The 12,807-nt window shown below is 52.8% G+C and carries 15 protein-coding genes; 12 read left to right on the plus strand and 3 right to left on the minus strand.

The window, feature by feature from the left end; all coding sequences use genetic code 11:
* Positions 1-186: 186 nt before the first annotated feature.
* Complete coding sequence (locus KO497_RS11315) at positions 187-654, minus strand: Lrp/AsnC family transcriptional regulator (protein WP_215944076.1); 468 nt, start codon at positions 652-654, stop codon at positions 187-189.
* Positions 655-745: 91 nt separating this feature from the next.
* On the opposite strand from KO497_RS11315, the gene KO497_RS11320 reads away from it, so the two are divergent.
* The 11 genes from KO497_RS11320 (at position 746) to KO497_RS11370 (ending at position 10,264) form a co-directional block, all read left to right on the plus strand.
* Positions 746-1,756: a pyridoxal-phosphate dependent enzyme gene (locus KO497_RS11320; RefSeq protein WP_215944077.1), complete on the plus strand. Its 1,011-nt coding sequence runs from the start codon at positions 746-748 to the stop codon at positions 1,754-1,756.
* A complete protein-coding gene (locus tag KO497_RS11325; RefSeq protein WP_215944078.1) occupies positions 1,753-1,893 on the plus strand; it encodes a hypothetical protein in 141 nt (46 codons plus the stop codon). The genes KO497_RS11320 and KO497_RS11325 overlap by 4 nt, the downstream gene beginning before the upstream one ends.
* 352 nt (positions 1,894-2,245) lie before the next feature.
* Complete coding sequence (locus KO497_RS11330) at positions 2,246-3,130, plus strand: helix-turn-helix domain-containing protein (RefSeq protein WP_215944079.1); 885 nt, start codon at positions 2,246-2,248, stop codon at positions 3,128-3,130.
* A gap of 144 nt (positions 3,131-3,274) precedes the next feature.
* Positions 3,275-4,282, plus strand: a complete 1,008-nt coding sequence (locus KO497_RS11335) for a TRAP transporter substrate-binding protein (protein ID WP_215944080.1) — start codon at positions 3,275-3,277, stop codon at positions 4,280-4,282.
* A gap of 101 nt (positions 4,283-4,383) precedes the next feature.
* On the plus strand, positions 4,384-4,875 hold the full coding sequence (locus tag KO497_RS11340; RefSeq protein WP_215944081.1) for a TRAP transporter small permease: 492 nt from the start codon (positions 4,384-4,386) through the stop codon (positions 4,873-4,875).
* Positions 4,872-6,155, plus strand: a complete 1,284-nt coding sequence (locus KO497_RS11345; RefSeq protein ID WP_215944082.1) for a TRAP transporter large permease — start codon at positions 4,872-4,874, stop codon at positions 6,153-6,155. Before KO497_RS11340 ends, KO497_RS11345 begins: the two co-directional genes overlap by 4 nt.
* Before the next feature lie 14 nt (positions 6,156-6,169).
* On the plus strand, positions 6,170-7,012 hold the full coding sequence (locus KO497_RS11350; protein ID WP_215944083.1) for a dihydroorotate dehydrogenase electron transfer subunit: 843 nt from the start codon (positions 6,170-6,172) through the stop codon (positions 7,010-7,012).
* Entirely contained in the window at positions 7,012-7,950 is a 939-nt protein-coding gene (locus KO497_RS11355; RefSeq protein ID WP_215944084.1) for a dihydroorotate dehydrogenase, read from the plus strand. Before KO497_RS11350 ends, KO497_RS11355 begins: the two co-directional genes overlap by 1 nt.
* The gene (locus KO497_RS11360) at positions 7,947-9,224 is read left to right on the plus strand and encodes a Zn-dependent hydrolase (protein ID WP_215944085.1); all 1,278 of its coding nucleotides are present in this window, start codon (positions 7,947-7,949) and stop codon (positions 9,222-9,224) included. The genes KO497_RS11355 and KO497_RS11360 overlap by 4 nt, the downstream gene beginning before the upstream one ends.
* Positions 9,221-9,931 (plus strand): orotate phosphoribosyltransferase, encoded by a 711-nt coding sequence (locus KO497_RS11365; protein ID WP_215944086.1) that lies wholly within the window; start codon positions 9,221-9,223, stop codon positions 9,929-9,931. Before KO497_RS11360 ends, KO497_RS11365 begins: the two co-directional genes overlap by 4 nt.
* Positions 9,932-9,946: 15 nt before the next feature.
* Complete coding sequence (locus KO497_RS11370; RefSeq protein ID WP_215944087.1) at positions 9,947-10,264, plus strand: hypothetical protein; 318 nt, start codon at positions 9,947-9,949, stop codon at positions 10,262-10,264.
* A gap of 126 nt (positions 10,265-10,390) precedes the next feature.
* Here the strand turns inward: KO497_RS11370 and hppD are convergent, their stop codons facing one another.
* A complete protein-coding gene (gene hppD, locus KO497_RS11375; protein ID WP_215944088.1) occupies positions 10,391-11,476 on the minus strand; it encodes a 4-hydroxyphenylpyruvate dioxygenase in 1,086 nt (361 codons plus the stop codon).
* Between the two features lie 125 nt (positions 11,477-11,601).
* On the opposite strand from hppD, the gene KO497_RS11380 reads away from it, so the two are divergent.
* A complete protein-coding gene (locus KO497_RS11380) occupies positions 11,602-12,078 on the plus strand; it encodes an Lrp/AsnC family transcriptional regulator (protein ID WP_215944089.1) in 477 nt (158 codons plus the stop codon).
* A gap of 253 nt (positions 12,079-12,331) precedes the next feature.
* On the opposite strand, the gene KO497_RS11385 is transcribed toward KO497_RS11380, so the two are convergent.
* Positions 12,332-12,769 carry a MarR family winged helix-turn-helix transcriptional regulator gene (locus KO497_RS11385; protein WP_215944090.1) on the minus strand — a complete coding sequence of 146 codons (438 nt, stop codon included), beginning with the start codon at positions 12,767-12,769 and terminating at the stop codon, positions 12,332-12,334.
* Positions 12,770-12,807: the final 38 nt, after the last annotated feature.

Here is a 12,807-nt window from a genome sequence, read left to right on the forward strand (position 1 = left end):
GCCCAAAGGGTGGTTACAAAGAGACAGGACACGCCAACATTCATTCTCACTTACTCCGCTTTGGTCCGTTCATGTGCGATTGCCGTCAGATGGTGGTCAGGTTTGAGATCAATGTCTAGCCATAAGTCTTTGAGTGTAAAGCAAATGGTCCATAGAGAACCGACACGTCTTGCCGCAACTGGAATGCTATTCCGTTGATAACGCGACTCCCAGTCCCACTTTTTTTCTTCCCATGACAACAGAGGTTCGAAAGCGTCGTACGTTAGAGTTCTCGAAAAACAAACGATGTGTCAGCTGCTCAAAGTCTTGCATATTCTTCGCCGTACAAATCAGGCAAAAGTCGGCATCTCCGGTGACGTAGTAACATTGTTGTACCTGAGGTTCTTTACGCGTTTGTCGGACAAATTGATCGATCTGGTCTAGCCGTTCACGTTCAAGTTCAACCATCACGACAAAGCTCATGGATTGGCCGAGTTTCTGTGGGTCCAGCAGCGCAACCTCGCGATCAATTACCCCTGTCTCGCGCAAAGACTTCAGTCTGCGTTGCACTGAAGCGGTTGAGAGCCCTGAAATATGTGCCAGCTTTTCCAACCCAACCCGAGCGTCTTTCTGGAGAGTGTCTAGGATCGCAATATCGGCGCTATCAATAGTCATATGTCACCATTATTAATAATGTTTGTATAATTTATCATACTATTGAAGTTTTCGATCAAATTTGATCATTCAATCTTGATACGTATCATCTATGGAAAATACAACTTTCGCACTTTGCCCCGACGCAGCAACGAATTTACTCAAGCAATGGCCGAACTACGCGCCCACGCCGATAAGGCGCGTTGCGAATAGTATGGGAAATACAAAGCTATTGATTAAGGACGAGACCAATCGGATGCGGCAGGGGTCATTCAAGGCTGTTGGTGGCGGATATGCTGTTGCACGATTGGTTATGGGGCGCGCCTCTAAATCTAAAGTGATGCTTTCCGACCTGCGAGAGAACGCCTGCGACAAGACATTCATTTGCGCCAGCGCAGGCAATCATGGGGTATCTGTTGCCGCTGGGGCTCAATATCTAGGAGCTTCTTCACGCATTCATCTTTCGAAACGCGTCCCAAGCGAATTTATCACCCGGTTGACCCGATTGGGGGCAAAGGTCATTCGTTCGGGTGAAACCTATGAGGATAGCGTGAGCTGCGCCATAGAAGACGCCGCCCAAGGCAACGGCATTCATCTGGCTGATGGATCTTGGCCAGGATATACCGAGCCTCCGCGGCTTGTAATGGAAGGTTACACCATAATCGCAGAGGAAATGCGTCTTGACTTTGAACAGTGCGGCGATTGGCCAAGCCATGTTTTCTTGCAGGCGGGTGTCGGCGGGCTTGCAGGGGCAATTACTTATATGATCCGCAAAAACTGGGCTGTGCAGCCCCATATTTGCGTCGTTGAGCCAGATTTTGCGCCTTGCCTGCACGACAGCATGAAGGCGGGGTATTTGATTGATGTGCAAGGCCCAGCGTCAAATATGGGCCGACTGGATTGTAAAACTGCATCGCTTCTTGCCTTCGAAATTCTGAGCCAAAAAGCCGACGCATTCGTCACGGTGTCTGATCAGCAGGCTCAGCTCGCGGCCAAGGCTCTCGCCGCACAGAGCGTGGCAACCACACCGTCGGGGGCAGCTGGCTATGCGGCATTTCTTCAAGCCAAATTGGATGAAAATTCTAACGCCTTAATCATCGTGACCGAGGGGGCCATCACGTGATCAAAATTGAAAATCTGTACCGCTATCCAATAAAAGGCTTTCCCGCCGAGCCCTTGATCGGGTCATCTGGCGAAGACACACAAAGTACTTTGATCTGCTCGTCCATTCCGAGTGAAGCTTTTGTCTTGGATATTTGAACTGAATAACGTCCTGAGATTGGTTTTGGCGAAGCCTGTGCAAACGAAGTTGGTCGTTTCAATTCTCAGCCAATAGATCACTGCGGGGGGGTGCTGCTCGGTGAGGAATGGGGATGTTTGTGGTTCAAAGCAACGTTCTATTTTCTGTGGCCAGTCTTGTAGACTTTGCTCCGCGCTGCTGGGGGAAAGGCTCTGCCGCCTGAGCGGATGGATAATATGCGCGTCACGGGTGTTGGAAAATCAGGCTTGTGATCCTAATGAAACCATGGTTATCTCAATTTTGATACACGCTATAGGCCCGCTGTTTCTTTGTGCGGAGTTGGCGGTAAGGTAATGTTCAGGCAGGCGCACAGTGGACGAGACGCAACTCAATTTCAAAGATATAGGCGCGCGCCTTAAGGCGCATCGGCTTGGTCGGGGGCTTGCACCTGAGGAATTGGCTGTGCGGCTGAATATCTCACGCGCTGCGCTTTACCGTGCGGAAAAGGGTGAGATTGCCAAGATCGACATGCTTTCGGCCATCGCCAATGAGCTTCATGTTTCTCTTCCGAGTTTGTTGGGGGTTGGGATTGAATATGTCGACAATGCTGTGGGTTTTTTCGAGCGCATGCGTCAAATCGAAGAGGATTGCGATCAGATTATTGGTCTGTTTAGTCCGATCTCCTATCTGGTGACGACTGAGCAGTATGATGTCATTCTGAAGGACGTCCTGCGAGAATCGGTTCAAGAGACTGAAGGACAGGATGTTGATGCTATTTTGAGTATATTGAAGCAAAGAAAAGCGCGTTTCGCCAAAAGGCGCCCGCTTTTGGCTTCGATTATCTCGGATGCGGATATCCGTAAGTTCCTCAAAGAAGGGCTGGAAGGCGCTGCGGAATTGTCCAATGATGTCCGTGATCAACGCCGGAAAATGGCTCTGTTTGAGGTGCGTCATATTGTTGAAATGTTGCGCGTGCCTGACATAGGTGTTCAGATCGGCGTGGCGCGCGAGCCGATCCCGTCAACATCGTTTCAAATTGTCCGGCAGGGTGGGCGTTCGGTTTTGACGATCAGCCCGTTCCGCCTTGGGCACAATCCAAATACCCGTGTTGGCGTTGGTCTTATTACCTCTGCGCCCGAGGCGCTTGATCTGCATGAGGGGATCGCCAATCGGCTTTGGTCGACATCTCTTAAGGGGCAAGAGGCGGCTGACTATATCGAGGAATTGATCGCGCGCGAGGGGCTTTCGGGGGATTGATGTTGCCTAAATATTGATCAGTATTGGTCGGTATTTGAGTGTTTTCAAGATTCGTCTCATTTTTTAGACTTTCCATATTGACCTCTCGCCGACTTTCATGGGTTTATGTGTTCTATAAAGAAACCTAACAACGGGGAGTGCATCATGCCTCATTCTAAATTTATTTTCTCTGCGTCTCTTTTGGCCAGCCTAACCTTTGCGATGCCGACTGTGGCGCAGGACTATGTGGCGCGTATCGGCCATCTTGAAAGCACACAGCAAAGCCGCCACGTTTTTCTAGAGAACGTTGCTGAGCTTGTGGCAGAGCGCACAAACGGCGATGTGGAGTTTCAACTTTTCCCCCAAGGTCAAATGGGTAACCAACGCCAGATGAACGAAGGTGTTCAACTTGGCACGCTTGAGGCCACGGTTGCGCCTGCGGCATTTTTGGGTGGTTTCAACCCACTCGTTTCTATCCTCGATATTCCCTACTTGATCCCCGAAGATGCCGATGAGGCAGCCGCACTGCGTGATGGTCCTTTTGGTGAGGCGCTGCTTGATAGCTTTTCCGATAAAGGCATGGTTGCGATTGATCTGTGGCCAAACGGTAAAAAGCAATTCACCTCGAATGAGCCGCTCGACACGCTTGCGGATTTTGCGGGTCAAAAATTCCGCGTCATGGACAGCTCGATCTTGATCGAACAGTTCAATGCACTGGGGGCTTCGGCGATCGCATTGCCGTTCGGTGAGCTTTACACATCGCTGCAAACCGGTGTCGTGGATGGCGAAGAAAACCCGCTCGACACCATCAAAGCGATGAAGTTCTACGAAGTTCAAAAGAATGTGGTCGTGTCAGATCACGGTGCGATGGAGGATGTGATCCTGTTCAGCCCGATGTTCTGGGAAAGTCTGCCAGCCGATTATCAGACCATCATCAAAGATGCTTTTGCTGAGGTGATCCCGGATTTGACCGCGCATAAAGCAGCCGCCGTTGACGCCGCTCTTGTGACCATCAAAGAGTCGGGTGCGAATGTCCGTATCGCGGACGAAGAAGAGCGCGCCGCTTTGCGCGATGTGATGTTTGGGCCGGCCTCGGATGCCTATGTCAGCAAAACCGGTGAAGCAGGTCAGGCATTGCTTGATATTTATACCGAAGCATACGGCGCACTTTAACACCACTTTGAGACTTGGCCCTTTTCGGGTCTCTTTGCTCCGCAGTTTTGGCATGGCCTGACTGCGGAGCTCCTTTTTCCAGATGATCGAAAGCCCATCCTATGAAAGCACTTACAGCGCTCCGAACGGTCGAAAGAACCGTCCTTATCGCCCTTTTTCTGATCATGGTGTGTCTTTACACAGGGTCCGTCGTGACCCGTGAAATTGGCGGCACATTTGCAAGCCGCTTTGCGTGGATCGAAGAGGCCGTGCGGATGATGAATCTGTTTTTGGTATTTTTGGCACTGGGTCTTGCTCTTGAGCGTGGCAAACATGTGGGCATCACCAATATGCGTGCGAAACTGCCCGCGCCAATGCTGAATGTGGTTTTAAAAATTGTCGACCTCATAGGGATGGCTATGTGCCTTTACGTGGCGTGGCTGGCGCTTGATTTGGTGCAATTCGTGCTCAAAACAGGTCAGAAGTCTCCGACCCTTGGTGTGCCTATGGGCTACATCTATCTAGCGCCTGTTCTGGGCTTTTTGCTTTTGGGGCTGCGCTATGGGCTGAGCCTTTTTGGCGTCATTGACCGCTATCAGGAGGTCGCAGAATGATCCTTGCACTTATCCTTCTTTTCGCTGTCGTTTTATTGGTTGCGGGCTTTGAAATGCTGTTGGTGCTGGGGCTTCCTGCGCTGGCTTACAAAGAAGCATTCTATCCCCGTTTGCCGGATGCCGCTGTGGTACAAAAGATTGTAGGTGGCATTGACCATTCGACGCTTTTGGCGATCCCGTTCTTTATTTTTGCCGCCAATTTGATGGGCTCTGGCCAAATCGCACGTCAATTGATCGGCGTGGTTAAAGCATTGGTCGGCCACACAAAAGGTGGCATGGGCCATGTTGTGGTTGGCGGTAGCATGGCCTTTGGCGCTGTGTCTGGTTCTGCCCCCGCAACGGTGGCAGCCATGGGGCGTATGGTCTATCCCGAATTGCGCAAAGCAGGGTATTCGGATCGTTTTAGTCTTGGGCTTTTGGTGTCTTCGGCGGAAACCGCGCTGTTGATCCCGCCCTCGATCACATTGATTGTGTATGGCTGGATCACCGGCACCTCGATTGCCAAACTTTTTGCGGGCGGGCTTGCCGTTGGTCTGCTGCTTGGGGTGGCGTTTTCGGTCTATGTGCGCATTCAGGCCGCGCGCGATGGCGTGGCGCATGATCCGCGGATGCCTTGGATGGATCGGCTGCGCGAGATTTGGAACGCCAAATGGGCGCTTGGCATGCCTGTTATCATTCTAGGCGGAATCTATTCCGGGATTATCACGCCGACCGAGGCTGCTGCTGTCAGTGTGGTCTATGCGATCTTAGTCGAGATGTTTGTGTTTCGCGCATTGGACCTGAAAGGTCTTGCCAAGATCACAGAAGACAGCGCAGTGAACACCGCGATCATCTTTGTGCTGTTGGCAATGGGGGGGCTGATTGCGTACTTCGTCACGCTGGCGCAAGTTCCCAACGAAATCATCGCCTTTTTGGACGCCACAGGCGCGGGCAAAATCACCTTTTTGATTGTGGTGAACATCCTGTTTTTCATCGCGGGCATGTTTATCGATCCCAACTCGACGCTTTTGGTTTTGGTTCCGCCGCTTTATCCGGTGGCGATGAGCTTTGGCATCGATCCGGTCCATTTCGGGATGTTGGTGACGCTCAATGTCAGCCTTGGCATGATCACGCCGCCCTTTGGGCTTGATATTTTCGTGGCCTCCTCGACGCTCAATAAGCCGGTTGAGGACATCATCCGCGGGGTGTGGCCATTCGTGTTGGTGAACCTCATCGTGCTTTTGCTGGTGACTTATATTCCGCAAATCTCTCTCTTTATTCCCAAGCTGATCTACGGCTGATCGAAGGCAGACTTATGACCCATTTCCCAACTGTTATGACTGTCCCTGTGCCGCAGGGGCTGCGGCCCCGCTGTTGCGAAGCCACATGTCGCGTGGTCTCGAATACGCCTGTGAATGGCGAGTATCGCTTGCTGACTTTGGAGGCTCCTACAGAGATCCTCGATTGCCAGCCGGGCCAGTTTTTTCAACTTTTATGTCCTGCTCCATTGGGCGAGCAACCATTTCTGCGCCGCCCGATGAGCATCTATGGCTATGACAAGGCCGCAGGGCGGTTGGAGTTTCTTTATAAGGTGACAGGAGCAGGGACACGCGGCCTTGCCACGCTTGAACAGGGCGATGCGTTCAACGTTCTTGGACCGTTGGGGCAGGGGTTCTCAATGCCGGACGACTGGCAACATCTGATGTTGGTGGCGCGGGGCGTGGGGCTTGCTACACTCGCCCCCTTGGCCCGCATGGCCAAAGAAAAGGGTCGCAAAATGACCGCGATCTGTTCAGCCCGCAGTCCTGAATTGGCGATGTCTGTTGAGCTGTTCGAAAGCTACGGTGCCGAAGTCATCGTGGTGCATGACCAAGATGGCAGTTCAACACCTGAAGCTTTGCGTTCGCTCATTGAATCGCGCATTGACGCGGGTCAAGTGGATGCGTTTTACACCTGTGGGTCATCGCGACTTTTGCGTCTGTTGCAAGAGCTCGGCGCGCACCATGACATTCCCGGCGAGATCGCTATGGAGCAACAAATGGCCTGTGGACTTGGCATGTGTCAGGCCTGTGTACGCAGTTTCCGTGTCGGTGATCGGATCATCCAACGCCGTGTCTGCCGCGAAGGACCTGTTTTCCCTATTTCGGAGGCCATGTGATGAAAGATGTGCAAAACGCAGATTTGAGGGTCCGCATCGGGGCGCTCACACTTGAAAATCCCATCATGCCTGCTTCTGGCACCTTTTCCGAAGATTTGGCCGATGTGTTTGATCTTGATGTTTTGGGCGCTCATGTTCTTAAAACCATCATGCACGGCACCCGCGCAGGAAATCCCACGCCACGCGTGTGTGATCTGCAATCGGGGATGTTGAATGCTATCGGCATTCCGTCCAAAGGCATCGACTATTTCCGCGATGAGATGTTGCCCTATTGGGCGGATTTCAAAGCGCCGCTTGTCGTGTCCATTTCGGCGCATTCCTATGACGAATTTGCGCGCCTGTGCAGCGAAGTCAGTCTAGCGGGTGTGGCCGCGATTGAGGCGAATATTTCTTGTCCAAATATCGAGGCCAACGGCAATGCCTTTGCCATGCGGCCTGATACGACCCATGAGGTTGTGACGCGGTTGCGGGCCGAAACCGATTTGCCGCTTTGGGCGAAACTCACACCTAATACGGGCGAGCCAGCCGAGGTGGCTCTCGCGGCACAGGCGGCAGGCGCAGATGCGCTTGTGGTCGCCAACACGGTTCTTGGAATGTCGGTTGATATCGCAAGCCGCCGCCCGCGCCTTGGCAATGTCATGGGGGGCATGTCTGGCCCCGCAATCAAACCCATCGCCCTGCGCATGACCTATCAATGCGCCAATGCGGTGGATATTCCTGTTATTGGCTGCGGTGGGATTTCTACCCGCGATGATGTGCTTGAATTTCTGATCGCGGGGGCTGCTGCGGTACAGATCGGCACCGCCACATTCCAATCGCCCACCGCGATGGCGCGTTTGATCACTGAACTTGAAAGCTGGATGCAAGAACATGGCGTGGCAAGTCTTGATGAGATCATCGGTTCCATTGAGGCGCCGAACGCGGGGGTGTTTGAATGATGCATCACAGTACAGGGCACGCAAAAGACAGTGCATCAGACTTGGCCGCGAAGATGTTCGAGGACATTCGCGCCCTGTCTCAAGACGCGGCCGGGGTAAGCCGTCCGGCGTTCTCCGCGAAAGAAAGCGAAACGCTTGCGTATCTTGCTGCGCGTGCGCATGAGGCGGGGCTTTGCGTCTCAGAGGATGCGGGTAAGAACCTGTGGTTTTGCTTGCCTGAGCATGATGGGGCAGAGCATTACACGGTGATCGGCAGCCATGTGGACAGCGTGCCGATGGGGGGCAATTACGACGGGCTTGCAGGCGTGATCGCAGGTCTTTTGGTGCTCATTGAGGCGCGTCGTGGTCGCCGCCAGTTGACCAAACCGGTCAAAGTACTGGCTATGCGCGGTGAGGAAAGCGCATGGTTCGGGGCCTGTTACCTGGGATCAAAAATGTTGACCGGTAGCCTGCCTGCGGGTGAATTCAATGCCGCACATAAAGGCGATGGACGCGCGTTACATGCGCATTTGGAGGGGCTTGGTATCGACACGGCCCCCATTGCGGCGCAACGCCCGATTTGTGATTTAAGCCAGATCGACGCCTACCTTGAATTGCATATCGAACAGGGGCCGCTTTTGGTTGAGCGCAATCTGCCCGCGGCTGTGGTGACAGGTATTCGAGGTAATTTCCGGTACCGTGACATTCATTGTATCGGTCAGGCGGGACATTCGGGCGCGGTGCCGCGTGCTTATCGCCACGATCCGGTTTTGGCCTTCGCCGAATTGATGCATCGTTTGGATGGAACATGGCAGCATTTGCTGAGTACGGGGCAGGATTTAGTGCTGACCTCTGGCGTTGTGGGCACAGACCCTAGCCGTCATGCCATTGCGCGTATTCCTGACGAAATTGCCTTTTCACTTGATGTGCGCTCCCAAGATGCGGAGACCTTGGACCAGATGCGCGATTATTTGACGGGTGAGATGGAAGACATCGCGCGTAGCCGTGGCGTAACCTTTGACGTTGGCGCACCGGTTTCGGTTGCGCCAGCTTTGATGGATCATGCTTTGGTTGACGCGCTATCGCAGGCAATGGAGCGCGTCACCGGTGAGGCGTTCAAAATGGCCTCCGGTGGGGGGCATGATGCGGCGGTTTTCGCGCAGGCAGGCGTGCCATCTGGCATGATCTTTGTGCGTAACCGGAACGGGTCTCACAATCCTGATGAGGCGATGGAAATCGCTGATTTTATGGTGGGCGTTGATATTCTTTCCGCCTATATGGGGGCGGCATCATGAAGGAACCCCTTGCCATGTCACTCAGCCCACAGTCCCGTATAGATATTGCCCAAGATACGGCACTGGCCTTGCTTGATATTCATGCGGTGGAGGTGGCCAAGGAGCGTCCCTTTATCCTGTCTTCAGGTGTTGCCAGTCCGGTCTATATCGATGTGCGCAAGGTGATTTCTTTTCCTTCGGTGCGTGAAAAGCTGATGGCATATGCGACAGATATGATTGATGCCAATATTGGTCGCGATCAGATCGACGCGATTGCGGGCGCAGAGACAGCGGGCATTCCCTTTGCCGCATGGATCGCCTTTGAGACGGGATTGCCGATGCAATATGTGCGCAAACGCGCACAGGGTTTCGGCCCCCAGGCGCATATCGAAGGTGTTTGGGAACCGGGGCAGCGTGTGTTGCTGGTCGAGGATCTGACGACAGATGGGGCCTCTAAGTTGAGGTTTTGCCAATCGCTACGCGCGGCGGGGCTTGTTGTCCAAGATGTGTTCATGCTGTTCCAATATGACATTTTCGCCGAGACCGGGGCCGCAATGGAGCGCGCGGGCATACGCCTGCATGCGCTGTGTACTTGGGCTGATATTTTGGATGTCGCTGTTACTCACAACCGTTTTACCAAACAAGAACGCGACACCATCGCTGCGTTTCTACAAGACCCTTTGGGCTGGTCCGCCGATCACGGTGGCGCACGCAGCCTGACATTTTAACCTAAGGAGACACTCATGTTTACTTTTCTTCTCGATCTGTTGACAGAAAAAGGCCGTGGCATTCACGCCTATGCGGCTGTGGCCAAAGTCGCTTTTGAACGCGCTGTGTCCGAGCCCGAACATGCCGCAGCCTTTTACGTTCTGGCAACCAGTGCAGAAAATTTTGTGGATTTACACGAACGTCAACCCCTTTCCAGCAAGGCACTTGAGCAAAGCTTCGACGCCTTTCGTGCCGATGTCGAGGCCTTTGAGGCCGCATCTACAGGCAACGCCGAGCAGCGTTTGTCCGTGTTGACAGAAGTCGTTAAATCAAACGTGCAAAGAACGCGCTAAACCTTGGTTTGCCCCTGCCGAGCGCTGAAATGTGCTCGGCAGGGGGGCGAGCCAGTGACAAGCGACTGGGGCTACGCAAACCTAATCTGGCGACAAGTGGATGCGGCTGGCCACGTTGCTGTTCGGCTAAAGCACGCCTCGGGCAATTTGATCCGCTTCAATGCTTTCGAATAGGGCTTTAAAGTTGCCTTCGCCAAAGCCATCGTCGCCCTTGCGTTGGATGAATTCAAAGAAGATCGGGCCGATGACCGTCTTGGAAAAAATCTGCAGCAAAATCCGAGTTTCGCCGCCGCCAACAACACCTTCACCGTCAATCATGATGCCGTGTTTCATCATCCTGTCAATCGGTTCTTGGTGATCCACCACACGTGTTTTGCTCAGCTCATAATAGGTGGCAGGCGGGGCTGGCATGAATTTCAGCCCACGTCGCGCGATTTCATCGGTCGCGTCATAGATATCATGGGCGCCCACGGCGATGTGTTGAATGCCTTCGCCGTTATAGCGTTTGAGATACTCAACGATCTGTCCTTTTTCGCCGCGATCTTCGTTGATTGGAATTCGGATACGTCCGCATGGAGAGGTTAAAGCACGGCTCAAAAGGCCAGAGTGTTTGCCCGAGATGTCAAAGAAACGGATTTCCTTGAAGTTGAACAGGTCGCCGTAGAACTTGAACCAAACGTCCATGTTACCTTTGTGGACGTTATGGGTGAGGTGATCGAGATAATGAAAACCGACGCCCTGTGGGTGTGTTTTGGCAACCCAATTGAATTCGGCGTTATAGGGGTTTGTTTCGTAATAAGTGTCGATGAAATAGATAAGGGACCCGCCGATGCCCACGATTGCAGGGACATCCATTGTCTTATCTGCGCCGTCATAGGGTGTGGCACCATTTTTGACAGCGTGATCATAAGCATGCTGCGCATCGACAACGCGCCATCCCATCGAGGGGGCGCATGGGCCGTGCTCTTCAACGAAACGGCGTGCATGACTTTTAGGGTCGTTGTTGATGATATAGGTGATGTCGCCCTGCTGCCAAAGCTCGATGTCTTTGGTTTTGTGGGTCGCAGTATGCATGTAACCCATTGTGTCGAACAAGGCTCTCAGTGTGTCAGGCTCTGGATGTGCGAATTCTACGAATTCGAAGCCATCCGTGCCTGCTGGGTTTTCATTTGAAATTGTGGCTTTGGGTGCGTCGTGGGGGAATGGTCCCATGTTTGTTCTCCTCTTTGTGTCGAGGATAGGTCATGTCTGATGCTTTTGGCGCCCATATATGGGCGCTATTTTGTCAAAGTATGCGTCAGTATTGCGTATTTTTCAAAATTATGCGTAGTTGCATCATGGCTAAACTCGATTCCAAAGATATTCAAATACTGGCGACCTTGCAGCGAAACGGCCAAGCGTCGGCATTGGAGATGTCCGATCACCTTGGCATGTCGGCATCGCAGATCGGTCGGCGGCGTCTGCGCATGGAGGCGGAGGGGTATATCGTTGCGACAACCTGCCGTCTGAATCCTGCGCTGTTGGGTCTTGGTGTTCAGGCATTCATCCAAGTACAAACCGTTGCCCAAACGGGTGATACGCACCAATCAATCAAGACCCTGACGTGTGACCAGCCCGAAATCGTGGCAGCGTGGACGTTAACGGGCGAGGCGGATTACATTTTTAGGGTGTACTGTTCCAGCCTGACATCATTGAATGATCTGGTGCAAAAAACCTTGTTGCCCCATCCCGCGATTGGCCGTGTCCACAGTCAAATCGTGATGGAGCAAGTGAAGGATGACACAGCGCTGCCGCTGGACAGCGCAAGGGTCTGATCCTCTGGGGGTCGTTTCAGTCATTGGCGCAGTGGCGGACGAGGACAATGGCGGATGAGGACAATAGGGTCTGTCGCGTGACCTATAGGATGATCTAAACGCCGCTATTAAGGCGACAAAGTCCTGACAACAATCGACCAATCCTGACGGATCCAAAACATCCACCTACGTTTTCAAGCCCGCGGTCCATGCGCTGTGAAGCATTGGTCCAATGATGAATGTCGGTCCGTGCGATAGGCCTGCGAGATGGCGGTTATTTGTTCTTTGACAACTCGGTAAGGCAGCGTCGCAAGATGACCTGTTCATCTTCGGTAAAGCGTTCCAGCAGGGTGGTGTTATATTTTAACGCTTCGGACTGTAGGTGATCAAAGGCAGATCTTCCCTGTTTGGTCAAAGACAGGACTTCGTGGCGGCGGTCAGTAGGAACCTCGGTGCGTTGCAGGAAGCGCTGACGTTCGAGTTTAGAAACCGCACGGCTGACTTTGGTCTTGTGTATATCTGACATGGAGCAAATCTGCTTGGCCGTGAGATCACCATAGCGTCCCAAGTGAAACAGAACCCGCCATTCAGTTCGCAGCATTCCGTAGCTATCTTTGTAGATTTTTTGGAAGTCGAGACTGGTTGTCTCTGCTGCACGATTGAGCATGTAGGGGATGAATTCATCGAGTTGAAATGGGCCATTTTGTATCATTTTTTTAAAATACCCGTTGATAGTTACAAATGCAACAA

The sequence above is a fragment of the Pacificibacter marinus genome, assembly GCF_018860665.1.
Classification (GTDB): Bacteria; Pseudomonadota; Alphaproteobacteria; order Rhodobacterales; family Rhodobacteraceae; genus Celeribacter; species Celeribacter marinus_A.

Bases quoted from the DNA above. Each gene is read 5' to 3' on its own strand.
- KO497_RS11315 (WP_215944076.1), bottom strand. From the start codon at position 654: ATGACTATTGATAGCGCCGATATTGCGATCCTAGACACTCTCCAGAAA.
- KO497_RS11320 (WP_215944077.1), top strand. From the start codon at position 746: ATGGAAAATACAACTTTCGCACTTTGCCCCGACGCAGCAACGAATTTA.
- KO497_RS11335 (WP_215944080.1), top strand. From the start codon at position 3,275: ATGCCTCATTCTAAATTTATTTTCTCTGCGTCTCTTTTGGCCAGCCTA.
- KO497_RS11340 (WP_215944081.1), top strand. From the start codon at position 4,384: ATGAAAGCACTTACAGCGCTCCGAACGGTCGAAAGAACCGTCCTTATC.
- KO497_RS11345 (WP_215944082.1), top strand. From the start codon at position 4,872: ATGATCCTTGCACTTATCCTTCTTTTCGCTGTCGTTTTATTGGTTGCG.
- KO497_RS11350 (WP_215944083.1), top strand. From the start codon at position 6,170: ATGACCCATTTCCCAACTGTTATGACTGTCCCTGTGCCGCAGGGGCTG.
- KO497_RS11355 (WP_215944084.1), top strand. From the start codon at position 7,012: ATGAAAGATGTGCAAAACGCAGATTTGAGGGTCCGCATCGGGGCGCTC.
- KO497_RS11360 (WP_215944085.1), top strand. From the start codon at position 7,947: ATGATGCATCACAGTACAGGGCACGCAAAAGACAGTGCATCAGACTTG.
- KO497_RS11365 (WP_215944086.1), top strand. From the start codon at position 9,221: ATGAAGGAACCCCTTGCCATGTCACTCAGCCCACAGTCCCGTATAGAT.
- KO497_RS11370 (WP_215944087.1), top strand. From the start codon at position 9,947: ATGTTTACTTTTCTTCTCGATCTGTTGACAGAAAAAGGCCGTGGCATT.
- hppD (WP_215944088.1), bottom strand. From the start codon at position 11,476: ATGGGACCATTCCCCCACGACGCACCCAAAGCCACAATTTCAAATGAA.
- KO497_RS11380 (WP_215944089.1), top strand. From the start codon at position 11,602: ATGGCTAAACTCGATTCCAAAGATATTCAAATACTGGCGACCTTGCAG.
- KO497_RS11385 (WP_215944090.1), bottom strand. From the start codon at position 12,769: ATGATACAAAATGGCCCATTTCAACTCGATGAATTCATCCCCTACATG.